The 22857-nt window shown below is 62.5% G+C and carries 26 protein-coding genes; 14 read left to right on the top strand and 12 right to left on the bottom strand.

The window, feature by feature from the left end:
- The first annotated feature begins 183 nt into the window (after nt 1-183).
- The 6 genes from lepA to NKJ76_RS11880 all read left to right on the top strand — a co-directional run bounded on the left by lepA (nt 184) and on the right by NKJ76_RS11880 (nt 6635).
- Entirely contained in the window at nt 184-1989 is a 1806-nt protein-coding gene (gene lepA / locus NKJ76_RS11855) for a translation elongation factor 4 (protein WP_352537481.1), read from the top strand.
- Between the two features lie 1140 nt (nt 1990-3129).
- Complete coding sequence (locus NKJ76_RS11860; protein ID WP_352537522.1) at nt 3130-4083, top strand: reverse transcriptase domain-containing protein; 954 nt, start codon at nt 3130-3132, stop codon at nt 4081-4083.
- Nucleotides 4084-4479: 396 nt separating this feature from the next.
- Nucleotides 4480-4752 (top strand): hypothetical protein, encoded by a 273-nt coding sequence (locus NKJ76_RS11865; RefSeq protein WP_352537482.1) that lies wholly within the window; start codon nt 4480-4482, stop codon nt 4750-4752.
- A gap of 421 nt (nt 4753-5173) precedes the next feature.
- Nucleotides 5174-5521 carry a hypothetical protein gene (locus NKJ76_RS11870; RefSeq protein ID WP_023828861.1) on the top strand — a complete coding sequence of 116 codons (348 nt, stop codon included), beginning with the start codon at nt 5174-5176 and terminating at the stop codon, nt 5519-5521.
- 274 nt (nt 5522-5795) lie between these two features.
- Nucleotides 5796-6167 carry a hypothetical protein gene (locus NKJ76_RS11875; protein ID WP_023681251.1) on the top strand — a complete coding sequence of 124 codons (372 nt, stop codon included), beginning with the start codon at nt 5796-5798 and terminating at the stop codon, nt 6165-6167.
- A 96-nt stretch (nt 6168-6263) separates the two neighbouring features.
- On the top strand, nt 6264-6635 hold the full coding sequence (locus NKJ76_RS11880) for an endonuclease domain-containing protein (protein WP_352537523.1): 372 nt from the start codon (nt 6264-6266) through the stop codon (nt 6633-6635).
- A gap of 110 nt (nt 6636-6745) precedes the next feature.
- On the opposite strand, the gene NKJ76_RS11885 is transcribed toward NKJ76_RS11880, so the two are convergent.
- Nucleotides 6746-7066 carry a hypothetical protein gene (locus tag NKJ76_RS11885; RefSeq protein WP_023681249.1) on the bottom strand — a complete coding sequence of 107 codons (321 nt, stop codon included), beginning with the start codon at nt 7064-7066 and terminating at the stop codon, nt 6746-6748.
- A gap of 164 nt (nt 7067-7230) precedes the next feature.
- Between NKJ76_RS11885 and mbfA the strand changes: the two genes are divergently transcribed.
- The gene (gene mbfA / locus NKJ76_RS11890) at nt 7231-8214 is read left to right on the top strand and encodes an iron exporter MbfA (protein ID WP_023744860.1); all 984 of its coding nucleotides are present in this window, start codon (nt 7231-7233) and stop codon (nt 8212-8214) included.
- Nucleotides 8215-8375: 161 nt separating this feature from the next.
- On the opposite strand, the gene NKJ76_RS11895 is transcribed toward mbfA, so the two are convergent.
- The 3 genes from NKJ76_RS11895 to NKJ76_RS11905 all read right to left on the bottom strand — a co-directional run bounded on the left by NKJ76_RS11895 (nt 8376) and on the right by NKJ76_RS11905 (nt 9362).
- Nucleotides 8376-8720, bottom strand: a complete 345-nt coding sequence (locus tag NKJ76_RS11895; protein WP_352537483.1) for an antibiotic biosynthesis monooxygenase family protein — start codon at nt 8718-8720, stop codon at nt 8376-8378.
- Complete coding sequence (locus tag NKJ76_RS11900) at nt 8717-9073, bottom strand: NIPSNAP family protein (protein ID WP_023673248.1); 357 nt, start codon at nt 9071-9073, stop codon at nt 8717-8719. The genes NKJ76_RS11895 and NKJ76_RS11900 overlap by 4 nt, the downstream gene beginning before the upstream one ends.
- Nucleotides 9074-9158: 85 nt before the next feature.
- On the bottom strand, nt 9159-9362 hold the full coding sequence (locus NKJ76_RS11905; RefSeq protein WP_352537484.1) for a DUF1127 domain-containing protein: 204 nt from the start codon (nt 9360-9362) through the stop codon (nt 9159-9161).
- Between the two features lie 69 nt (nt 9363-9431).
- On the opposite strand from NKJ76_RS11905, the gene NKJ76_RS11910 reads away from it, so the two are divergent.
- Nucleotides 9432-10121 carry an ArsR/SmtB family transcription factor gene (locus NKJ76_RS11910; protein ID WP_352537485.1) on the top strand — a complete coding sequence of 230 codons (690 nt, stop codon included), beginning with the start codon at nt 9432-9434 and terminating at the stop codon, nt 10119-10121.
- A 244-nt stretch (nt 10122-10365) separates the two neighbouring features.
- Here NKJ76_RS11910 and ligD read toward each other — a convergent pair whose 3' ends face one another.
- Together ligD and ku are read right to left on the bottom strand one after the other, a co-directional pair.
- Nucleotides 10366-12876 (bottom strand): DNA ligase D, encoded by a 2511-nt coding sequence (gene ligD / locus NKJ76_RS11915; RefSeq protein WP_352537486.1) that lies wholly within the window; start codon nt 12874-12876, stop codon nt 10366-10368.
- An 11-nt stretch (nt 12877-12887) separates the two neighbouring features.
- Complete coding sequence (gene ku / locus NKJ76_RS11920) at nt 12888-13754, bottom strand: non-homologous end joining protein Ku (RefSeq protein WP_352537487.1); 867 nt, start codon at nt 13752-13754, stop codon at nt 12888-12890.
- Between the two features lie 354 nt (nt 13755-14108).
- Here ku and NKJ76_RS11925 point away from each other — a divergent pair, with 354 nt between their 5' ends.
- From NKJ76_RS11925 to NKJ76_RS11935, 3 genes are all read left to right on the top strand, one after another.
- A complete protein-coding gene (locus NKJ76_RS11925) occupies nt 14109-14249 on the top strand; it encodes a hypothetical protein (protein ID WP_352537488.1) in 141 nt (46 codons plus the stop codon).
- A 179-nt stretch (nt 14250-14428) separates the two neighbouring features.
- Nucleotides 14429-14845 carry a thiol-disulfide oxidoreductase DCC family protein gene (locus NKJ76_RS11930; RefSeq protein ID WP_352537489.1) on the top strand — a complete coding sequence of 139 codons (417 nt, stop codon included), beginning with the start codon at nt 14429-14431 and terminating at the stop codon, nt 14843-14845.
- 69 nt (nt 14846-14914) lie between these two features.
- Nucleotides 14915-15169 carry a hypothetical protein gene (locus NKJ76_RS11935; protein WP_023749321.1) on the top strand — a complete coding sequence of 85 codons (255 nt, stop codon included), beginning with the start codon at nt 14915-14917 and terminating at the stop codon, nt 15167-15169.
- Here NKJ76_RS11935 and NKJ76_RS11940 read toward each other — a convergent pair.
- Nucleotides 15132-15593, bottom strand: a complete 462-nt coding sequence (locus tag NKJ76_RS11940) for a RidA family protein (protein ID WP_352537490.1) — start codon at nt 15591-15593, stop codon at nt 15132-15134. The genes NKJ76_RS11935 and NKJ76_RS11940 overlap by 38 nt on opposite strands.
- A 235-nt stretch (nt 15594-15828) precedes the next feature.
- On the opposite strand from NKJ76_RS11940, the gene NKJ76_RS11945 reads away from it, so the two are divergent.
- A complete protein-coding gene (locus tag NKJ76_RS11945) occupies nt 15829-16197 on the top strand; it encodes a YciI family protein (protein ID WP_023681239.1) in 369 nt (122 codons plus the stop codon).
- A 7-nt stretch (nt 16198-16204) separates the two neighbouring features.
- Nucleotides 16205-17449 carry an RNA polymerase sigma factor gene (locus NKJ76_RS11950; RefSeq protein ID WP_352537491.1) on the top strand — a complete coding sequence of 415 codons (1245 nt, stop codon included), beginning with the start codon at nt 16205-16207 and terminating at the stop codon, nt 17447-17449.
- Between the two features lie 9 nt (nt 17450-17458).
- Here the strand turns inward: NKJ76_RS11950 and NKJ76_RS11955 are convergent, their stop codons facing one another.
- From NKJ76_RS11955 to NKJ76_RS11965, 3 genes are all read right to left on the bottom strand, one after another.
- Nucleotides 17459-18085, bottom strand: a complete 627-nt coding sequence (locus NKJ76_RS11955; protein WP_023805843.1) for a glutathione S-transferase family protein — start codon at nt 18083-18085, stop codon at nt 17459-17461.
- Nucleotides 18086-18285: 200 nt separating this feature from the next.
- A complete protein-coding gene (gene cysK, locus NKJ76_RS11960) occupies nt 18286-19260 on the bottom strand; it encodes a cysteine synthase A (RefSeq protein ID WP_023692952.1) in 975 nt (324 codons plus the stop codon).
- A 179-nt stretch (nt 19261-19439) separates the two neighbouring features.
- Nucleotides 19440-20057 carry a LysE family translocator gene (locus tag NKJ76_RS11965; protein WP_023692951.1) on the bottom strand — a complete coding sequence of 206 codons (618 nt, stop codon included), beginning with the start codon at nt 20055-20057 and terminating at the stop codon, nt 19440-19442.
- 177 nt (nt 20058-20234) lie between these two features.
- Between NKJ76_RS11965 and NKJ76_RS11970 the strand changes: the two genes are divergently transcribed.
- Nucleotides 20235-21140 (top strand): hypothetical protein, encoded by a 906-nt coding sequence (locus NKJ76_RS11970; protein ID WP_352537492.1) that lies wholly within the window; start codon nt 20235-20237, stop codon nt 21138-21140.
- 23 nt (nt 21141-21163) lie between these two features.
- On the opposite strand, the gene NKJ76_RS11975 is transcribed toward NKJ76_RS11970, so the two are convergent.
- Both NKJ76_RS11975 and NKJ76_RS11980 read right to left on the bottom strand, forming a co-directional pair.
- Nucleotides 21164-22513 carry a PQQ-dependent sugar dehydrogenase gene (locus NKJ76_RS11975; protein ID WP_352537493.1) on the bottom strand — a complete coding sequence of 450 codons (1350 nt, stop codon included), beginning with the start codon at nt 22511-22513 and terminating at the stop codon, nt 21164-21166.
- A gap of 109 nt (nt 22514-22622) precedes the next feature.
- A complete protein-coding gene (locus NKJ76_RS11980; RefSeq protein ID WP_352443629.1) occupies nt 22623-22823 on the bottom strand; it encodes a hypothetical protein in 201 nt (66 codons plus the stop codon).
- Nucleotides 22824-22857 lie beyond the last annotated feature (34 nt).

Genomic DNA, 22857 nt, shown 5'->3' on the forward strand with positions numbered 1-22857 from the left:
ATAATCGCTTATGTAAGGATGTCAGTTTGCAGCCATGGCGGTGAAAGAACGCCGGCGTCAAGCTGGAACACCCCTCATCCGTCTCGGCGCTGCGCGCCGATCCACCTTCTCCCACAAGGGGAGAAGGCAAGGGCACCGCCACCCCGCTTGCCCCTGCAACCCGCCCCTGCTAAAGCGCGCGCCATGAGCACGCCTCTCGACCACATCCGCAATTTCTCCATCGTCGCCCATATCGACCATGGCAAATCCACGCTTGCCGACCGGCTGATCCAGTCCACCGGCGGGCTGGAGCTGCGCGACATGAAGGAGCAGGTGCTGGACTCGATGGACATCGAGCGCGAGCGCGGCATCACCATCAAGGCGCAGACCGTGCGGCTGAAATACCGCGCCAACAATGGCGAGGACTATATCCTCAACCTGATCGACACGCCCGGCCATGTCGACTTCGCCTATGAAGTGTCGCGTTCGCTGGCCGCCTGCGAGGGCTCGCTGCTAGTCGTCGACGCCTCGCAAGGCGTCGAGGCGCAGACGCTGGCCAATGTCTACCAGGCCATCGACAACAACCACGAGATCGTCGTGGTGCTGAACAAGGTCGACCTGCCGGCCGCCGAGCCCGAGCGCATCCGCGAGCAGGTCGAGGAAGTCATCGGCATCGACGCTTCCAACGCCGTGCTGATCTCGGCCAAGACCGGCCTCGGCATTCCCGATGTGCTGGAGGCTATCGTCCACCAATTGCCGCCGCCGCGCGAAGGCGATGCGTCAGCACCCCTGAAAGCCATGCTGGTCGACAGCTGGTACGACGCCTATCTCGGCGTCATCGTGCTGGTGCGCATCATCGACGGCGTGCTGAAAAAGGGGGCGACCATCCGCATGATGGGCACCGGCGCCAAACATCTGGTCGAGCGCACCGGCGTGTTCACGCCGGCCCGCATCAATGTCGACGAGCTCGGCCCCGGCGAGTTCGGCTTCTTCACCGGCTCGATCAAGGAAGTAGCCGACACCCGCGTCGGCGACACCATCACAGAGGACAAGCGCCAGACCGCGCACGCCCTGCCCGGCTTCAAGCCGGCGCAGCCGGTGGTGTTCTGCGGCCTGTTCCCGGTCGACGCCGCCGATTTCGAGGATCTGCGCGCCGCCGTCGGCAAACTGCGCCTCAACGACGCCTCCTTCTCCTATGAAATGGAAACCAGTGCCGCGCTCGGCTTCGGCTATCGCTGCGGCTTCCTTGGCCTGCTGCATCTCGAAATCATCCAGGAGCGGCTGGAGCGCGAGTTCAACCTCGACCTGATCGCCACCGCGCCGAGCGTCGTCTACCGGCTGCTGCTCAATGACGGCTCGGTCAAGGAACTGCACAACCCCGCCGACATGCCCGACGTGGTGAAAATCTCAGCCATCGAGGAACCGTGGATCCGCGCCACCATCCTGACCCCTGACGATTATCTCGGCGGTATCCTGAAACTCTGCCAGGACCGGCGCGGCATCCAGGCCGACCTGTCCTATGTCGGCAAGCGCGCCATGCTGATCTACGATCTGCCGCTCAACGAAGTCGTCTTCGATTTCTACGACCGGCTAAAATCGATCTCCAAGGGCTACGCCTCCTTCGACTACCACCTGACCGACTATAGGGAAGGCGATTTGGTGAAGATGTCGATCCTGGTCAATGAGGAGCCGGTCGACGCGCTGTCCATGCTGGTCCACCGCACAGCGGCGGAAAAGCGCGGCCGCCAGATGTGCGAGAAGCTCAAGGAGCTGATCCCGAACCATCTGTTCAAGATCCCGATCCAGGCCGCCATCGGCGGCAAGGTCATCGCCCGCGAAACCATCTCGGCGCTGCGCAAGGACGTCACCGCGAAGTGCTATGGCGGCGACGTGAGCCGCAAGCGCAAGCTGCTCGACAAGCAGAAAGAGGGCAAGAAGCGGATGCGCCAGTTTGGGAAGGTGGATATCCCGCAGGAGGCGTTTATCCAGGCCTTGAAGATGGGGGATTGAGAAGCCGGTTGGCGCGCAAAGCGCGCCAAGTCATCGATCCAGTGAATCGATGACAGGCTTCGAAAGCGGGGGAGCTGCCGGAGGCAGCGGGCCCCCCGCCAGCGCGACACTGAAGCTGCGCGGTGGAGATACTTTCCGGGCAGCGGCGCGGTACGTCTTCCGGCGCTGCGACGATTCTTCTTTCGAAATTGCAGTAATTTCTCGATCCCATCGGAACGTGCGAATATCAGCCGATGGGACGAACAGAGCGCGCTACGCAAGCAATTTGGGTTGCGTTCTAGTTAGAGCATGCAGCAAACGGCCACCAACTCTCTTCCCATTCGCTGTAAATACTGTAATAAGCGAGTCAAGCACGTGTCGTGCTAGTTGAGCCGCGAAGCTTCACCATGCAGTTGATGTCGCAAGCATCGTCGCCCCTCGCAAACGCCGTCTCCCTAGGGAGACCCTGACTTAGCGCGGCCCAACCCCGCAAGGGTTTAAAAGATGGAAGATGCAATAAGACGTGCAATCGAATTTCAATCCAAGAAATTGCTAAAGAAAGAAGAGCGAAGCCGCTTTGCGGATAGGAAGTATCAGCGAAAACATAAGCTAAGAACTGGCACTCCTGGACAAACAGGGGTATACCGCGAGCCGCGAATCTGGGGCGTGGCTCCGCATTTCAATCCTAAATATTGCTTAGCTCATTCAAAATTTCTGGCTCGTGTTATCTGGCTGAGATTCGAGAGCGGACATATCAGCCGCAACCAGCCGTCAGATACAAGATCGCTAAGGATTCTGGTGGCTTCCGCGAGATAATGGTTTTCGCCATCCCAGACGCAGCCATCGCGAACCTCTTCTACAGGAAACTTCGGGATAAAAACAGAAATCTATTTTCCCCGTTTAGCTATGCGTATATGAAAGACCGAGGTCTTTTCGATGCCGTTATTCAGCTGAACTCATATTTGACCGGGTCAACCAAATACATTATTCAATTCGACTTTGCAAAATATTCCGATAGTATCGATCATAAATATGTTGAACACCTGTTCAGCGTTTTGAATTTTAATATTTCAGACACTGAAAAATACGTACTTAGAGCATTTTTGCAATCCTATCTATGATGCGAAACACTACGCGGCTGGTCCGCCGGAGATTCGGCAGATAGGTGTCCCCCAAGGCTCCTCACTGTCTCTTTTTCTCGCGAATCTAGCAGGCCACGAGTTGGATCGGCGCCTTGAGGCGACCAACGGCCAATTTGTGAGATTTGCTGACGACATCGTTGCGGTTACTAACAACCACGATGACGCACTCAAAATTTTAAAGGCCTTTGAGGAACACTGTAGATATTCCGGCATCACAATTAATCACCAAAAGTCTCCAGGGATCTCGCTGATGTCGTCAGATATACGTTCGGAGCGCAGATCGTTTTTTGTGAACGACGGTGATGGCGATGACATTATGATCCTCAGCGATTTCGATTACATCGGGCACAAGTTTTCAAACAATAAGGTGGAAATCTCCACGAGAGGATTTAAAAGAACGAAAGGGCGGATAAGCAAGATTTTATATATACATCAGTTGTACAGTTTGAAATCTCTCGGGACGATGGATGTATCGCGCGTCATAGGGAAACATTTCGACTGGGATTTGGTGACGTGTGTCAATGAAATACGCAAATTCATTTATGGGGGGATTACCCAAAGTGAGCTTGCCGGATTCCTTGGTGGCAGTAGCAAATTGGGAAAGATGCGGGGGTTCATTGGCTTTTGTCCGCTTATGGATTCAATCGAGCGGTTCCAAGAACTTGATGGTTGGCTTGTTAATGTTATGAGAAGGGCTCTCGCTGAGAGATATCGGTTGGTTGACGCCTTACTGAAGAAGTCCGGTAAAAGTCCGCTTTCGAAGAAAGTCCCGAGTCAAGGGGCGTTGATCTCGGGCGATTGGTACGATGGCCCATCGAAGTTGGAGTTGGAACTCGGACTGCCTAGCTTTGTGATGGCTTGGAGGGCCGCGAGAAAGAAGTACAAGCAATATGGCTTGGATGATTTTGAAAGCCCGAGATACTACTCTCATGCATCGGACTTTCCTGCTGTCCTAGATCACTACGACACCTGACGACAAAGGTCGTCGGCTGAGAGCGCGGTAGCCAACTGCACGCTCCGACACCACCCTCCGTTTGGGCTCACTTCGCCCTACGTCCGCATCAAGCATGACCTTCCAGATCGCCCGCGCTTTCGGCGACGCATTCGGCGTGTCGGCGATCTGACGCTTCTTGAGACAGGGCTTGGTAGTTTTACAGGCCCGATGATTGTCCGACGCTCTCCGCTTTGACGCTATCCTGCGCTCCTCGTTGGAGAAGCCACATTTTAAAACACCCCATCCCAGAGTATCTTTCTCGCCAGCTCGGGGGAAACATCACATGCGCACCACTCTCGACACCGTCGCCGCCATCGGTGGCGCCTTCGGCCTCGCCGGCACCTTCGTCGCCAGCGCTCCACTGCGTGAAACACTATGGAGATCGACGGCGTGGCCGCTCGTAGTGGTGGCCGCGCTGCTGACCATGAATACCAAGGGCTGGGCAATGACTGCGTCGCGGCCGGATTCCTCCCCTTTCTTGCCGGCGAGAGCTTGCTCATGGCCGGCAATGCGGCGGGGCTGGAGGCCAGCGTTCCCTCCTATGTCGGCGGCATCTCGCTGTGGGCGGCGGCGCTCGTCCTGATCGGCGCGTCGAGCACCGTTGCCCTGTGGATGCGGCTCACCGGCGCGCCATCCTGTTTGTCGTGACGGTGGCCATGGTGCTGTGGGCGCGCCGTTGCTGCCGACCTCGGCGCCGCTGCCCGCCGCCGGCTGTCCGTTCCTGGTGCTGACTTTTGTTGGCTGGATCTAGACGTTGCTGAAGTCGCCGAGGTGATTGACGCGATCCGACGGCTGGCGCCGCATGTGAAGTGGGGCAGTAGGGGGCGTAGGGTATCACGAGGCCGCCCCCTCATCCGGCCGCTTCGCGGCCACCTTCTCCCCGCTGGGGAGAAGAGGCGAGCACCAGCGCCGAGCGAGCTCCTCTCCCCTCGGGGAGAGGTCGGATTGCCCCGAATTGCCTTTAGCCATTCGGCTGGCAATCCGGGTGAGGGGGACTTGCCTAGCCGTGGCTCTAGGCCCGGCCCTCGCGGCGTGCGACCCTCGCATCTCCGATTCGGGACCGCCCATCATGCTCCGCCTCACCCTTACCGCCCTGCTCCTCGCCACCCCAACCCATGCCGCCGATATGGCGTTCTTCGTCAAGAATTTGCGCAAACAGGCGGTGGCGGTGGAGTTGTTCAGCCGTGATCGCAAGATGTCGTGGCCGGGTGGTGGTCAGGTGTTTCTGATCGAGCCGAGCTCGCAGAAATCGGTGCCGATCTCGTGCAATCCGGGAGAAAACATCTGCTACGGCGCCTGGGTCAACGGCAATGATGCGATCTCCGCCGGGGTCGGGCCGGATAATGACCAGCCTTGCGATACCTGCTGTTTCATCTGTGTGGAGAAGACGACCGAGACGATCGATCTGGTTGAGTAGCGCCAATCTCCCCCCTCGAGGGGGGAGATGTCGCCGCAGGCGACAGAAGGGGTCGTTCGCGTCAAGCACTAGCTTGAAACCACGAAATCAAGTCGAGTCCGGTCGATCCGACCCCCTCTGGCCTGTCGGCCATCTCCCCCTCAAGGGGGGAGATTACGCCCGCCCCCTCCACCAATCACCCCAAAATCAGTCAGCCGCTCCCCTTCAATGTCAGCCGCCATCATGCGATGCTGGCCCCCTCGGCCGGGGGGCCGATTTGCCTCGGGGGAACACCATGTCTTTCACTTGTCTGCGCCGCGTCGTCGTCGCACTGTCGCTTGCCGCGCTGTTTGCGCCGGCCGCTCATGCCGCCGACATCACCTTCGCCGTCAAGAACAGCCATCCCAACGCCATGCGCCTCGAGCTCTACAGCCAGGACCGCGACTATGTCTGGCCGGGCAATGACAAGGATTTCTATCTCGACGATGGCGAGACCAAGCAGATCCCGGTGTCGTGCGACGAGGGCGAGTCCATCTGCTACGGCGCCTGGGTCGACGGCGACGAGGGAACCTATTGGGGCGTCGGCCCCAACAACAAGGAAAGATGCGAGGATTGCTGCTACACCTGCAATGGCGGCGAGACGGAGGAAATTGAACTGACGCCGTAGGAAGTACAGCCAATCTCCCCCCAAGTGGGGGAGATGTCCGGCAGGACAGAGGAGGGCGCCATAGAGCGCAAGCCTCCGCAACCACCGAGCATCGTAATGCCGCACACGCCTCTATCGCCTCGACATCGCGCAAACGCCAGATCGATGCGCAAAGTCCTGACGCCAGCCGAACTCAAGCTCTGGAACGAACTTCGTGCCCACCGGCTGATGGGGCTTGGCTTCCGGCGACAATTTCCGATTGCCGCCTACATCGTCGATTTCGCTTGCCCGGAGAAGAAGCTGGTCATCGAAGTCGATGGCTCCCAGCATGCGGACGCCGGCGCGGCTGCCGGTGATGAAACGCGGACATCGCACCTCGAACAAGATGGCTGGACCGTCCTGCGGTTCTGGAATGACGACGTCATCCGCGACATCGACAATGTCTGGCAGCATATTGTGATTGCGGCTGGGCTTGGCGGCGCATCCTGAACGGTGCCGGTGCTGGGCTTCAGGCAGGGAAAGGTCGGCGGGACAGCCCTGGCCTGCCGGCCATCTCCCCCACGAGGGGGGAGATCGGGTTCCGCCTTGGCTTTCGCCAATTATCCCAGCAATGCCCTCTGCCGCTTCGGCCCGCCCGCCTTGCGCCAGGAGTTGAACCTGTGCGTCGCGGCGGCAAACGAGATCTTCATCTGCTGGGCGACCGAGTAGCGCGACTTGCCTTCGTCGAACAGGCGGTAGCAGCATTCGACGCCCTCCTCGGTCAGCTTGCCGTCGGGCGCCTTGTTGTGCGGATTGGCGGGGTCGAATTTTTCGACCTGCTGTTCGACCAGGCCTTTCAGCCGTTGCAAATCGGCCTCGATGCTGGCGATCAGATCGAGGACGGGTTTCGGATCGAAGTGGTCGTGCGGCTTTGCCGTCATCTTGCTCATGCCTTTCGCTTGCGTATCGCGACCGATATAGGCGAACATTTGCCGATAATGAAGGGCGCGTTGCAATCCGGCGCTTCAACATTTCTTGACTGGTGATTGACCGCGGAGACTGCAGCGCCTAGTTTAGAATTGTTCTAAACTGGGGTGAATTTCTCATGCTTTCCCGTGTCTTCGGTTTCGGCCGCCGTCCTTTCGAAACGCTGTCGGAACAGGAGATCCTGGCCCTGGCAATTTCATCCGAAGAGGATGACGGGCGCATCTACCGCGCCTATGCCGACGGGCTGGCTGACAGTTTTCCGCAATCGGCGAAAGTGTTCGAGGCGATGGCGGCGGAGGAAGACGGCCATCGTGATTCCCTGATCGAGCTTTACCGCAAGCGTTTCGGCGAGCGCATTCCGCTGCTGCGCCGTGAGCACGTGAAAGGCTATTACGAGCGCAAGCCCGACTGGCTGGTGCGACCGCTCGGCATCGAGCATGTGCGGCGTCAGGCCGAAGCGATGGAGCAGCAGGCCTATCGCTTCTATGTCGAGGCGGCCAAGCGCACCAGCGACGCCTCGACGCGGAAACTGCTCGGCGACCTGGCCGCGGCCGAGCAAAGCCATGAGAATTCGGCGCATCGGCTGGAGCAGAAACTTGTGCCTGGCGAGGTGAAGGACGAGGAAGCCAGCGCCGAGCAGCGCCAGTTCATCCTGACCTATGTCCAGCCGGGACTGGCCGGGCTGATGGATGGCTCGGTGTCGACACTCGCGCCGATCTTTGCCGCCGCGTTTGCCACGCACGACACCTGGCAGACGCTGCTGGTCGGCCTCGCCGCCTCGATCGGCGCCGGCATCTCGATGGGCTTTACCGAAGTCGCTTCGGACGACGGCAAGCTGTCGGGGCGTGGCTCGCCGATCAAGCGCGGACTGACGGTCGGCATCATGACGACGCTGGGAGGCCTCGGCCACGCGCTGCCTTACATCATCCCGCATTTCTGGACGGCGACGGCGGTGGCGGCTGTGGTGGTGTTCTTCGAGCTCTGGGCGATTGCCTTCGTCCAGAACCGCTACATGCAAACCCCGTTTCTGCGCGCGGCGTTTCAGGTGGTGCTGGGCGGGGCGCTGGTGTTTGCGGCCGGGGTGCTGATCGGGAATGCATGAGCGCCAAGCGCCCCCTAACCCAGCCTCCGCTTCGCTCGGCTGACCTCTCCCCCAGGGGAGAGGAGATTTTCGACGCCTTGCGCCAGTCTCTTCTCCCCAGCGGCGAGAAGGTGGCCGCGAAGCGGCCGGATGAGGGGGCCCGGCGCGACGCCGATACCTAGTCACCCATTCACCGCCCTGCTATCCTCTGGCGCCTCGTCCCTCTCCGTCAGCCCGTAATCCCGCACCACATGCGCAATCCGCAACCGATAGCCGGCAAATATTCCGCCACGGCCAGCCTTTTGCGCCTGCCGGTGCTCTTCCGTGTTGCGCCATGCCTCGACCGCTTCCTCGTCGCGCCAGAAGGACAGCGACAGCACGCGGTTCGGGTCGACCAAGCTCTGAAACCGCTTGATCGAGATGAAACCGTCTATGCCGTCGAGCAGCGGCCGCAACTCGGCAGCGATACCGAGATAGGCATCGCGCTTTCCCTCAGCCGGTTGCACCTCGAAGATGACAGCGATCATATCTCCTCCTTGACCGCGGTCTGGAACAGCTGCCGCGGTCCATGCGGCCCCGACACCAGCTTCAGGAAGATGCGGTCCTCTTTCAAGATGAACTTTTCGCGGCGGGCGAATTCGTAATTGGCCTTGCCCGCCGGATCGGCTGCGAGACGAGCGCGGTAGGCCTCATAGGCAGCGAGGCTGTCTATGTTGTAGGCGGCGTAGGCCGTGGTGGCCGAGCCCTCATGCGGGGCGTAGTAGCCGATCAGATCGGCGCCGCAGCGCGGGATCGCCTGGCCCCAGGCCTTGGCATATTGCTCGAAGGCCGGCTTGCCGAACGGGTCGATCTCATAGCGGATGAAGCAGGTGATGGTCATCGTGATCTCCGGGTTTTCTGCGTGGATAGTTCGAGCGGCTTCGAAACGTTGTGCTGCCGGGTCTGCTAGGCAAACGTGCTGGCGGTCAGGCCTGCCAGAAGGATTTTGCGCATTCGCGGCGCACATCCTCACGGGTCAGGCCGAGATCGCGCAGCAGATGGTCGTCGATCTCCGCGAGGTCTAGCCGCTGCACATGGCGGTCGTACCAGCGGGCGAGCGGCCGCCGTTGCAGCCAGGTGACGAACGGAAACGGCCGGCGGCTGGCGAGTGGGGCGGAAGCGGTTGGCATCGGCGTTCTCCTTGATCCCGCCCGACAATAATGCTTATCTGACGAGAATGCTTCGATGGAGACCTAACTATGCGTGAAGGACCCGACATTGCCCGCATTGCCAGCCTGGTCGGCGATCCGGCGCGGGCAAACATGCTGAATGCGCTGATGGGCGGCACGGCTTTGACGGCCAGCGAACTGGCGCTGGAGGCCGGCGTGTCACTGCCGACGGCGTCCTCGCATCTGTCGAAACTGATGGAGGGCGGGCTGCTGACTTTAGCCAGCCAGGGCCGGCATCGCTATTACGGCCTCGCGGGGCCGCAGGTGGCAGGGATGATCGAGGCGATCAGCGGGGTGGCCGAAGCGGTCGGCCCAAAGCGGGTGCGGCCCGGCCCGCGCGACGGCGCCATGCGCGTCGCCCGCGTCTGCTACGACCACCTCGCCGGCGAACAGGCGGTGGCGATGCTCGACCGGCTCGTCGCGCGCGGCATCCTGTTGCGCGACGACAATGAGATGAGGCTGGGGGAGATCAGGCTCGGGCCGTCGGCGGCATCTCATTTTTCGGCCATCGGCATCGATGTCGGCGCCAGGCCGCGCCGGCCGGTCTGCCGCGCCTGCCTCGACTGGAGCGTGCGCCGCTCGCACCTTGCGGGAACGCTGGGCGCGGCTATTCTGGACAAGATCCTGGCGGAGAAATGGGCAAGGCGGGAGAAGGACAGCCGCGCGGTGGTGTTTTCACCGCCGGGGAAGCAGGCGTTCGAGCGGGTGTTTTTGGCGTAGAGGATCGGCAGCGCTAATTGGGCGACGCTGGCGGGACAGCACCCTGGACAGCACCCCCCTCTGGCCTGCCGGCCATCTCCCCCTCAAAGGGGGAGATTAGGCGCTCAACAGCTTTCGCCAATCTCCAACGTTGCAACAATGAACGAAACCTCGAAGCTGCCCAATCTCCCCCCTTGCGGGGGAGATGTCCGGCAGGACTGAGGGGGGTGGGAAGGATCGCTACGTTTGCGAATGTGCCGATGGCTCACCCCCGCTTCAACACCTTCGCCTGCTCGAAGAAATCCGCCCACGGATCGGCCTTCTCCAACTCCTTCAGCGTCGTCTTGTCGCCGATCGGGAAGGAATTCGGCGGCAGCCCCTTCTCAACTTCCGCCCACGTCACCGGTACCGACACCGTCGCGCCCTTCTTGGCGCGGGAAGAGTAGGGCGCGACCGTGGTCGAGCCCCTGCCGTTGCGGAGATAGTCGACGAAGATTTTTCCGGTGCGCGCCTTTTTCGACAGCGTCGCCGTGTAGCGGTCGGGCGCGGCCTGCTCCAGCGCCTTGGCGAAATCATGGGAGAAGGTTTTGACTTCCTCCCAATCCGCCGAGGGTTTCAGCGGCACCAGCACGTGATAGCCCTTGCCGCCTGACGGCTTGACGAAGTTCGGCAGCGACAGATCGTCGAGCTTGCCTCTGATGTCGAGTGCGGCCTCGCGCACCGCCTTGACGTCGACGCCTTCATCGGGATCGAGATCGAAGATGATCTGATCCGGCCTTTCCAGCTCCTCGATCTTGCAGCCCCAGATGTGGACCTCGACCACGCCATACTGGACCAAGGCGGCAAGGCCGTCGAAATCGCGGATGAACAGGATTTCCTCGCCATCGGTTGGATCCTTCATCCGGGCGATCTTGTCGCTCATGCCGGCCGAAGCATGTTTCTGGAAGAAGCGCGGACCGCCGATGCCATCCGGCGCCCGGACCAGGCTGAGCGGCCGATTGACGACGAACTGCTCCATGCGCGGCCAGACCAGCGCGTAGTGCTCAAGCAAAGCCTGCTTGGATATTTTTTCCTCGGGCCACAGCAGCTTGTCGGGATGGGATAGTTTTACGCTGGTCGTGATCGTCGCGGGCGCCTTAGCCCCGGCGGCCTTGCGGGCGCTGCTTGCCGCCGGCTTTGCCTTGTTCGCCGCCTTCGATGCCTTTTCCTGCACGACTTCCTCCGCCGGCTTGTCCTCGCGCAGTCCCTGGAACGACGCGTGGCGTATTATACGGTCCGAGGTCCAGCTGCGGAACTCCACTTCGCCGACAAGTTCGGGCCTGACCCAGACCAGGCCCTTGCCCTTCGGCACGGCGGCGGCAAAGGGCGAGGCGTCTGCCTTCAGCGCATCGAGTTTTTTCTTCAAATCTGTGGCGCTCCTGGCTGTGAAGCCCGTGCCGACGCGGCCGGCGTAGTGGAGCTTGCCGCCCTCGTGGTAGCCGACCAGCAGCGAACGCAGGCCGCGGCCGGTCTTGTCCGAGGGCAGATACCCGCCGATGACGAATTCCTGGCGGGCCGTGCATTTCGATTTCACCCAGCTCGGGCCACGGCCGCTGCGATAGGGCGCATCGGCGCGCTTGGAGACGATGCCTTCGAGGCCCATGCGGCAGGCGTGCTGCAGCATGATCTTGCCGGGCTCGGCGAAATGGTCGCTGAAGCGGACGGCGGCATTTTCGGCCGTCTCGCCGAGCAGCTCCTGCAGCGCCTGCTTGCGCTCGACCAGCGGCTCGCGGCGAAAATCCTTGCCATCAAGCCGCATCAGGTCGAACACATAGTAGGTGAAGCGGTCGGTTCGATTGGCGGAGAGATCCTGCTGCAGCAGCGAGAAGGATGAAACGCCGCTGTCGGCGAGCACGACGATCTCGCCATCGATGATGGCATCGCTGCATTTCAGCTGGGCCAGTTCCGCGACGATCTCAGGGCCGAATTTCTCCGTCCAGTCGAGGCCGGTGCGGGTCAGCAGCCGCACTTCCGTGCCGGCGATCTGCGCCTGCATGCGGTACCCGTCGAACTTCACCTCATGCAGCCAGTCCTCGCCGGGCGGCGCCTCGCGCTCCAGCGTCGCCAGCTGCGGCTCGACGAAGTCGAGGCGCTTGCCGGCTTTCGCCTTGCTGGATGCCGCAGGCTTGTTGGAGTGCCAGACCTTCGGCTTCTTGCCGTCGGCGGTCTTGCCTTCCGCGACCTCTTCGATGGTCAGGCCGGACTTCACCGATTTCGGTGCGCCCTTAAGGATATCCTCGCCGGGGCGGGCGGCGGCATCGTCGGATTTGATCAGCAGCCAGTTGTCGCGCTTTTCGCCCGGGCGGGGTCTTAACCTGACCAGATGCCACCGCCCATTCAGCTTCTGGCCGTTGAGTTCGAAGTCGATATGGCCCTTCTTCATCGCCTTGGCCGGGTCGATCTCTGGCGTCCATGTGCCTTCGTCCCAGACGATGACGGTGCCGCCGCCATACTCGCCCTTGGGAATGGTGCCCTCGAAGCCGGCATAGTCGATCGGGTGGTCCTCGACATGCACGGCCAGCCGCTTTTCGTGCGGGTCGAGGCTCGGGCCTCGCGTCACCGCCCAGCTCCACAACACGCCGTCATGCTCGAGGCGGAAATCATAGTGCAGCCTGGTCGCGTCGTGCTTCTGGACGACGAAGATGCCGCCGGGCTGCTTGCCGCGCGCGACCTTGCCCGCCGGCTCGGCCGTCTTCTTGAAATCGCGCTTGGACTGATATTGTTCGAGGCTGGCCACGGCGCCGACCCTCAAGCCGACTTGCGCTTGGGCGCAGAAGCTTTCGCCTTGCCGCTTTTTGCCGCCTGCTTGGCCTTCTTCGCCGGGCCTTCCGCCTGGCCGCCATCGGACAGGCTCTTCTTCAGCGCGTCGAACAGATTGACGACATTGGACGGCTTGGGCGCGGCCTGCGCTTTCGGCGCCTTCTTGCCGGCCTTCTTGGCGCGGATCAGTTCGAGCAGCGCGTCCTCATACTTGTCCTCGAATGTCGACGGATCGAACTTCCCCTTCTTCTTGTCGATGATGCGTTCGGCCATATCGGTCATCTCCTGGTCGGTCTTCACCGCCTTGATGTCGCCGAAGATGCTCTCCGGCTCCCGCACCGTGTTGCCGTAGCGCAAGGTGGTCAGCACCATTCCTTTGCCGCGCGGCTCGATGACCACGGGCCGCTCGCGGCTATAGAGCACGACGCGCGCCAGCCCGGCCATCTTCTTGTCCGCCATGGCATCGCGGATGACGGCAAAGGCCTCCTCCGACACCTTGTCGGCGGGCGTGACATAATAGGGCGTGTCGAGATAGATCTGCTCTATCGAGGCTTTGTCGACGAAGCCGTCCAGCGCCATCGTGTGCGAGGACTCGATCTGCACCGCTTCGATCTCTTCGTCCTCGATATGGACGAACTCACCGGGGCTCACCTCATAGCCCCTGATCTCGTCGCCATCGCCAAGCGGCTTGCCGGTTTCAGAATCGACATAGATGCGCTTGACCGTGTTGCCGGTCTTGCGGTTGAGCACCCGGAACGAAACTTTTTCGGCGTGGGTGACGACGTTGGTCAGTTCGACAGCGCAGGTGACCAGCGACAGTTTCAGATAGCCCTTCCAGGCGGGGCGAGGTGCCATGGCGAACTCCTGCGCGATGCGGTTCAAGCGAGAACGGGCAAGGCCCGTTCCGGTTCCGGGCGCGCAACCAGGGGCATTTCGGCAGCGAGCATGGAAATTTCGAGAGGCTCGCCAAATCTGAAACAGAACCGCGCCCAAGCGACATCCAGACGAAACATATGTGATGCAAAAGTCACAGTGCCGGAAATGGCGACGAACCACACCGAAAGACCCCCAAACAGCCGCATTCCGGCCACGAAGCATGGGGTTTTCGACCAAAGATTAACATCGTGTTCACCGACTATTCACGCCTCGACACTATGATCCCCGCAATCGGACGGGACATCCGAAAATCGGGACAGGGACTTGAGTAAAATGAAATTCTTGGGCCACATCGCCGGCTATGCCGCCGCCATCCGCGAGTTCATCGCGCCGACCTATCGGCCGGAGCGCTACTACATGCGCGGCCCGGGTCCGGCCTGCGCCCGTCGCGGCAGCTCGCTCGGCGCGCATTGATCATGACATTCGAAACGCGTCACGACAGCCGGATCTGCAGACCGGAGGCCGATCCCCGCGCAACCACCTATCGCGCCGAGCGCCCCGCGCTGGCCGCGAGAAGCCGTGCGACAACGCCGCGACTTTGATCCCGCTGCCGACGGGCTTAGTGTCTGAAGACACAAGCTGCCGGACGTCCCGTGACTTCTTCTCCTGAACCCTTCGATGCCAGCCAGCCATTGATCGTTTTCGACGGCGTCTGCGTGCTGTGCTCGGGCTTCGTACGCACGGTGGTCGGGCTCGACCGCAAAAACCGCTTCCGCTTCGCCACGGCGCAGTCGCCCTTCGGCGAGGCGCTGTTCCAGAGATACGGGCTGCGCACCGACAGCTACGAGACCAATCTGGTCCTTGTCGGCGGCGCTCCCTTCATCCGGCTGGACAGTTTCATCGCGGTGATGGCCGAACTCGGCTGGCCGTGGCGGGCGGCGAAGGCCCTGCTGCTCATCCCGCGCCCCTTGCGTGACTGGCTCTACGAACGCATCGCCAAAACCGCTACGCCATGTTCGGCCGCAAGGACAGTTGCGAGATCCTGTCCGCCGCGATACGTGCGCGCGTGATCGGCTAATCACATGTCACCCAAAAGTGACCTCGGTTCCGGGAACGACATACGCAAAAAGAGCGGCGCGATGAGGCTTCTGGTCGTTGGCGGCTATGGCATTTTCGGCGGCCGCATCGTGCAATTGCTGGAGAGCGAGCCACGCCTGATCCTGCTCGTCGCCGGGCGCTCACTGGCCAGAGCCGAGGCCTTGTGCAACGCCCGCACCGGCGCGGCGGCGCAGCTCGTGCCGGCGCGCTTCGATCGCAACGGCGACCTCGCGCAAGGCCGGCCTGTTCGTTCGCGCCTCAGTCCGGCAGCGCCGCGACGGCGACGATCTCGATGACGATGTCTGCCTGGGCAAGCGCTGCGACGCCGATTACCTCCGAAGGCGGCGGATTGTTGTCGCTACAATGCTTCGGACAATGCTCGGCGAAAAACGCGTCCAGCACGTCGAGACGAAAATTAGGCGAGCTGAGGACGCCGCCGTCGGGAAATGGCCCTTTGACGAAAAAGGTCAGCCTGATGAGATGGTCGAGCCCGCTGCCAAGTTCTTCCAGATCCGATTCGATGTTGCCGAGAACTTCCCGCCACTGCGCCGCGGCATCGCCGGCGAAGCCGCCACCCTTCTTGCCGGCCGGATCGTAGTCAGCCGATGTCGCGGTGTTGCCGCAGAGATAGACGGTGCCTTTCGCACCGCTGACGACCGTGCCTTTGCCCCATGGCATCAACCGGCCGTTCTTGAATTTCTTGTGGGTCACGAGTTCCATTCTCTTCTCCCATGCCTCGTGTGGCGTGCCCGCCAACGACAGAGGATAGTGCTGTGCGGAGCCACGGCCAGTCCGCTGCCGGTCATCCGCCAGCAGACGGAGGAACATCTGGTCCTTGCGAAATCTCCTGGCGGAGGCGAAAGTTTTTTCTGAAGCCCGTCGAAATCGGCCGCCGCCGCGCGACATACGTCTGGCCCCGCTAGGACGCGGCCTTCGAAACCACGGGAGAAGACCCATGCGATACATGCTTTTGATCAACAGCGACGAAGCCGCGCAGGCGAACACGCCAATCGAGAAGGCTCAGCAGATGAGCGCAGCATATGCCGCCTATACCGAAGCGTTGAAGAAATCCGGCGCATGGCTCGCCGGCGAACGGTTGCGCCCGACCCAGGCGACCACCTCGGTGCGGATCACAGACGGCAAGACCAACGTGATCGACGGCCCCTATGCCGACACCAAGGAGCAGCTTGCCGGCTTCTACATGATCGAGGCGGCCGATATCGATACCGCCATCGACTGGGCGGCGCGCTGTCCGGCGGCGAGCGCCGGCACGGTCGAGTTGCGGCCGATCTGGGAAATGGCCGACTACATGCCCAAGAAATGACACCGTGATGGACAATCGCCCGGAGATCGCGCGGGCGGCGGCCGAAGCGGCCGCCCGGCAGAGTTACGGCAAGCTGGTCGCCTGGCTAGCGGCGCGCACCCGCGACGTGGCCGGCGCCGAGGACGCGCTGGCCGAGGCCTTTGCCGCGGCGCTTGAGCGCTGGCCACAGACCGGCGTGCCTGAGAAGCCTGAGGCATGGCTGCTGGCCGTGGCGCGCCGGCGGCGCGTCGACGCCGTGCGCCGTCGGCTGACCAGCGAGGCGAGCCGCGACCATCTCAAGCTGATGGCCGAGGAGATGGAGGCGAGCATGGAAGACGAAGACCTTCCCGACGAACGTCTCAGGTTGATGTTTGCCTGTGCGCATCCGGCGATCGAAGCCAGCGTGCGGGCGCCGCTGATCCTGCAGACCATTCTGGGTTTCGACGCGGCGACGATCGCCTCGGCCTTCCTGGTTTCGCCGGCGACGATGGGCCAGCGTCTGGTGCGCGCCAAGAGCCGCATCCGCGAGATCGGCATTCCGTTCCGCGTGCCGGATCGCGCCGAACTCGGCGAGCGGCTGGGAACGGTGCTGGAAGCGATCTACGCGGCTTTCGCCGAAGGCTGGACCGACCCGGCAGGGACCGAGACGAGAGCGCGCAATCTGGCGACCGAAGGCATCTGGCTCGGGCGGCTGGTGGCGTCACTGATGCCGGACGAACCGGAAGCGCTCGGCCTGCTGGCGCTGATGCTGTTTGCCGAGGCGCGGCGCCCGGCGCGGCGCGATGCGGCTGGAGATTATGTGCCGCTCGCCGACCAGGATTGTCTTCTTTGGGATCACGCGCTGATCGACGAAGCCGAGGCGCTGCTGGGCCGCGCCGCCACCATGGGCGTCATCGCCCGCTATCAGCTCGAAGCGGCGGTACAATCGGTGCATGCGACGCGGCGACGGACCGGCCAAACCGATTGGGCGGCGATCCGTAACTTCTACGATGCGCTGTCGGCGATATCAGGCTCGCCGGTGATTTCGATCAACCGCGCCGTGGCGATTGCCGAGGCCGAAGGGGCGGCGGCAGGACTGGCGGCGCTCTACGTGCTGGGTGACGACAAGCGGCTCAACGACTACCAGCCCTACTGGGCCGCCCGCGCCGGCCTGCTGGCCAGGCTCGGCAATGCGGCGCAAGCGGTCGAGGCCTATGACCGGGCGATCGGCCTTGAACGCGACCCGGCCGTGCGCCGCTTCCTGCAGGCGAAACGGGCGATCCTGCGAAATTGAAGCGTCCGTTCAGGCCGGCCACATCTCATGTGTGGTGTTGAGCCGTTTCATCAGCGGATGCGCGCGCAGCGCCGACCATAAGCGTTCGATGTTCGGCCAGTCGGCCCGCGCCTTGTCCATGTCGGGGTGCCAGGCCACCAGCATGACGAGGTAGATGTCGGCCAGCGACATCGCGTCGCCGACCAGCCAGCCGCGCCCCTCCAGGGCTGCATCGACAATGGCGAAGCCGCGGTCCATCTCGGCAATGGCTGCCTGCTTGACGGCTTTCTTGCCGTCGGCATCGGTGGTGTAGCGATGGGCATAGTAGAGGCGCAGGATGGCGGGGTAGAGCGCCGACGACATGAACGCCATCCAGCGCAGGAAACCGGCGCGATCCGGCGATCCGGCGGCCGGCGCCAGACCCGCCTCCGGATGGCGCTCGGCAAGCAGGATGCAGATCGCCGCCGATTCGGTTATCGATTGACCGTTGGGCAAGGTCAGCACCGGAACCTGGTTCAACGGGCTGATGTCGAGGAAAGCCGGGTCCGGCGGATCCTTCTTGGGCACATCGATCTGGTCGAATTGCGCGTTTGCCAGCGCCAATGCGGCCTCGACGACAAAACCGCCGCTGCCTGGGCGCGTGTAAAGCTTGTACATGTGATTCTCCCCCTGCCCGCGCGAAGCAGGCCGGGGCGATTTGACCCTGAAGCCGCCTCCCGCTCAAGCCGATGGCGGACGCCACAGCCGGGTTTTCTGCGGTCCAGCCATGAGACTTCCGATGTCGGAGGGACAGCACCCCCCGATGCCCGGCAGGGCAGAGGGGGGTGCGAAGGATCGCCGCCTATCCAGTTAAGACGTTAAGCCCCCAGCCCGTCGAACAGGATCGTCGACAGATAACGCTCGGCGAAGGACGGGATGATCACCACAAGGTTCTTGCCCTTGTTCTCCGGCCGTGAGCCGACGACGATCGCCGCTTGCAGGGCAGCGCCCGACGAGATGCCGACCGGCACGCCTTCAAGGCGGGCGACGAGGCGGGCGTTGGCGACCGAATCCTCGTTGGAGACCTTGACGATCTCGTCATAGATCGAGGTGTCGAGGATCTTGGGCGCAAAGCCGGCGCCGATGCCCTGGATCTTGTGCGGGCCGGGCTGGCCGCCCGACAGCACCGGCGAGGCCTCCGGCTCGACGGCGACGACATGCACCGAGGGCTTGCGTTGCTTCAGCACCTGGCCGACGCCGGTGATCGTGCCGCCGGTACCGATGCCGGCGACGAAGATGTCGACCCCGCCATCGGTGTCGTTCCAGATCTCCTCGGCGGTGGTGCGGCGGTGGATCTCCGGATTGGCCGGGTTTTCGAACTGCTGCGGGATGACGGCGTCAGGCAGGGTGGCGGCCAATTCGTCGGCCTTGGCGATGGCGCCCTTCATGCCTTTCGGCCCTTCCGTCAGCACCAGTTCGGCGCCGAGCAGCGCCAGCATCTTGCGGCGCTCCACCGACATGGTTTCGGGCATGGTCAGGATCAGCTTGTAGCCCTTGGCGGCAGCGGCGAAGGCGAGCGCGATACCGGTGTTCCCGGAGGTCGGCTCGATCAGCGTCGTCTTGCCGGGTTTGATCCGGCCCGACGCTTCCAGCGCCTCGATCATCGAAACGCCGATGCGGTCCTTGACCGAGGCGATCGGATTGAAGAATTCGAGCTTGGCAAGAAGGTTGGCAACGACGCCCTTCTCCTTGGCGAACTTGTCGAGCCGCACCAGCGGCGTGTCGCCGATCGTCTCGGTGATCGAGTTGTAGACACGGCCGCGGCCGGGCACGCGCGCGGAAGGCTTGTTCATTGGTTTCGCTCCCAAATCAGATCAGGCAATTGGCGTCGGCGGACAGAATAAGGCTTTCGCCCGCGCAAGATAGGCTGCCGGCCGAAAATATCGAGTGGGCCGCTTGCTGAAAACGCTTGTCCCCTCAAGCCGCATTTTCCGGATGGACCGATCGGCGGAATGGATGGGCCTGAACCGATCTACTGACGTGCGGCAATAGCTGCGGCCGCGCCCACCATGAAGCCGGCGGCGGTGCGGTTCAGCGCCTTCAGCGCGCGCGGCGATTTCAGGAACCAGCGCGCCTTGGCGGCCAGCGCCAGATAGGGCACAAGCACCACGAAGAGCACGATAACGGTGAGCGCGACCAGGATGCCATAGTCGGCGAGCGTGATGGTCTTCAGGTCGACGATGGTCGGCGTGATGGCGAGGTAGAAGATCATCGTCTTCGGGTTGCCCAGCGTGACGGTGAGGCCGGCAAGGAAGCTCGATACCAGGCCGCCCTTGCCTTTCCTGGCCTCGACAGTCTCGGGCGTGATCCCGGCCGTCCAGAAACGCCAGCCGAGGAAGGCGAGATAGGCGACGCCCAGCCATTTGATGACGAGAAACACCATGCCGAAGCTTTGCGCGACAAAGGCAAGGCCGAGCACCACCGCGGTGAGATAAATGAGGTCGCCGAGCATCAGGCCGAACGACATCGCCAGCGACGAGCGGAAGCCGGATCCGAGCGCCCGCGCCACAAGCGCGGTGACGCCGGGGCCGGGAATGGCGGCGGCGATGCCCAGCGCAGCACTATAGGCAAGGAAGCCGGTGAGGGTCATGACGGTCGCACCTCCTGAGCCGCTCTGATGCCATGAAAGCCTGCAACGGCAAAACGGATTCGATTGCGCCAAGCAGGACATGAACGCCGGTCATCCTCGCCTGAAAGCGAGAGATGGTTCACTTACGCCCCGACGGCGGTCGGCTATCTCGCATGGCTCCGAACGGCAGGAGCACCCATGTTAGCCAAAAGACTTCACATCCAGCTCATGAAGTGGATGCCCAACAACTATTCCGAAGCACGCGGTCATGTCCACGAGCTGGAATGGTATCTGTGGTTCGAGGGGCGTCAGGCTTTCAGCCTGTTCGACGAGGGCGATAGCGATGTCGTTCCGCAGACTGGATATTTTACCGACAGCCGGGACCCTGGCGCTCACCCCATTCGTCCGATGATCTATCCGCTGGTCGTCAACAACCGGTTCAAGGTGCGACTGGTGGCGATGGAGCGTGACGGACCGCAAAAGATAGACCCCGACGACACCGCCAAAGGCGAATTCTACATCGACCTCGACACCAAATATCCGCCGGTCTCCGACTGGCGCATCATCGCTGCCGATCCGCGCAACACCGACCTCAACGTGGAAGCGTCGTTCCAGCTGCAATGGCTGGACTATGTCGATACCGCCGAGATTGCCGAGGATGGCCCGCCACGCATCATCGACAAGTCCAACTATCCCTATCCCTGGGGCGCCAATGTGATGGTGTTCGAGCACTGGCTCGGGCTTGGCCGCAAGGCGCCGCTCAAACTCATCGACCCGAACCGCGCTTCGCGCCGCGAATACTGGATGATCAATGGCAATGCGGCCCGGCGCATGGTGCAGGACCTCTATCGCTTCAACGTCAACCAGCTTGGCGTCGCCAACGACACCATCAGCAGTGTTTACGTGCCGAAGCTCAATGCCGGCCACGTCACGGTGACGCTTTACGAACACGATTTCAGCGACGGCCGCTTCGCGCAAGGGGCGAAGAAGTCCTTCGGCTCGGTCGGCCTCTTCAATCTCAGGGATACCGGTTTCGATGACCGTGTCTCATCGGCCGAGGTGATCCATACCTATCCCAAGGTGATCCATCGGGACGTACATTAGGGCCGGTTGCGCAGTTCGCCGGCTCAGGACGGGCCGTCGACATGGGTGATGCGCCAGATGGTGCCGTTGCCATCCTCGGTGACGATAAGCGCACCGTCCCTGGCCACCGCGACGCCGACCGGCCGGCCCCAGACGGCGTCGTCGGAGAGGACGAAGCCGGTGATGAAATCCTGGTACTCGCCGGTCGGCTTGCCGTCGCTAAATCTCAGCCGCACCACCTTGTAGCCGGTCCTCATACCACGGTTCCAGGAGCCGTGCAGGGCGACGAAGGCGTCACCCTTGTACTCTGCCGGGAAATTGCCGCCGTCATAGAACGCGATGTTGAGCGGCGCCGAATGCGCCTGCATCAGCACGTCGGGCACGGTGACCGAGCCGGCGAGGTCTGGGCGCGCGCCCTCGTGACGCGGGTCCTCGTTGGCGCCGATATAATACCAGGGCCAGCCATAGAATGCGCCGTCCTTGACGGAGGTGGCATATTCGAACGGCACATCGTCGCCGAGACCGTCGCGCTCGTTGACGACACACCACAGCGCGCCGGTCGCCGGCTGCACGGTCATGCCCGAACAATTGCGCAGGCCGGTAGCGAGGATGCGGCCATTCTTGCCGTCGGGGCCGAAGGCCAGCACGTCGGCACGGCCATCCTCGGAACCCCAGGTGGCGCCGAGTGGCTGTGATTTTGCCCAGGCGTCAAGGCCGCCCTTCGGTGCCTTCTGCATGCCCTCCGCGACGTTCGATCCGGAGCCGACCGAGAGATACAGCGTCTTCCCGTCCGGCGAGAAGGCGATATCGCGGGTCCAGTGGCCGCCGGTAGGGATGTCGGAGACAATCGTCTCCGGTTCGACGGAGGCTTTAAGGTCGCCGTCCCGATAGGCGTAGCGGACCACGCTGTCGTTGTTGGCGACGTAGACCCATTGCGGCTTGTCGCCAGGCGGGTAGAAGGCGATGCCATAGGGCTGGTTGAGATTGTCGGCAAAAATGCCCTCTTCGGCCGGCTTCGCGCTACCCTTGGCCAGCCGATAGACGCGGATCTGGTTGGCGTCACTGTCGGCGACGAACAGGTCGCCGTTCGGCGCCACGCGCACGACCCGCGGATTGGAAATGCCGGAAGCAACCAGTTCGGCCGAAAACCCAGGCAGCAGGACGGGCTTCGCGCCCTCGGGCCGATCGCCAAGGCCGGCGCTGTTGGAGGCGGATTCGGTGATGTTGGGCTTTTGCAGATCATCCGGCTTGATCAGCCGGCGCACACCTGGCTTGTCGGCCGTCCAGTCGCCGAAAGCGTCTTTGCCGGTCAGCAGCGGTTGATCGGCCTGCTGGGCGAAGGCGCTGGTGGCCAGAAGCAGGGCAAGGCCTGCCAAGCCGGCAATCCGGATCATGCTGTTCTCCTCGAACTCGCGCCGGTCGGCGCGTCATGCACAAGGGAGATATTGTGCGGCCGCCGCAAAAGAGAAGCGTGCGCGCGCGCAGATTCGACGAGAGAACCGCTCAACTTTCCTGTTCGACGTCGAGATCGTCGTCGAGACGCTTTTCCAATGCGACGAGATCTTCCGGCAGCGGCAAGCCCATGGCGCGCATTTCGCGCAGTTTTTCGCGCAGCTGCTCCTGGATTTCGTGCTCGTCCTCCGGCTGGTTGACCATTTCTTCGAGCAGCATGCTGATCTGGGCCTTGAACGATTCAAGCGCCATTCTGCGCCCTCCTTTACGGTGATCCCGGCTTTCG

Origin of the sequence: Mesorhizobium sp. M0029 (assembly GCF_040323735.1) — a bacterium.
Classification (GTDB): Bacteria; Pseudomonadota; Alphaproteobacteria; order Rhizobiales; family Rhizobiaceae; genus Mesorhizobium.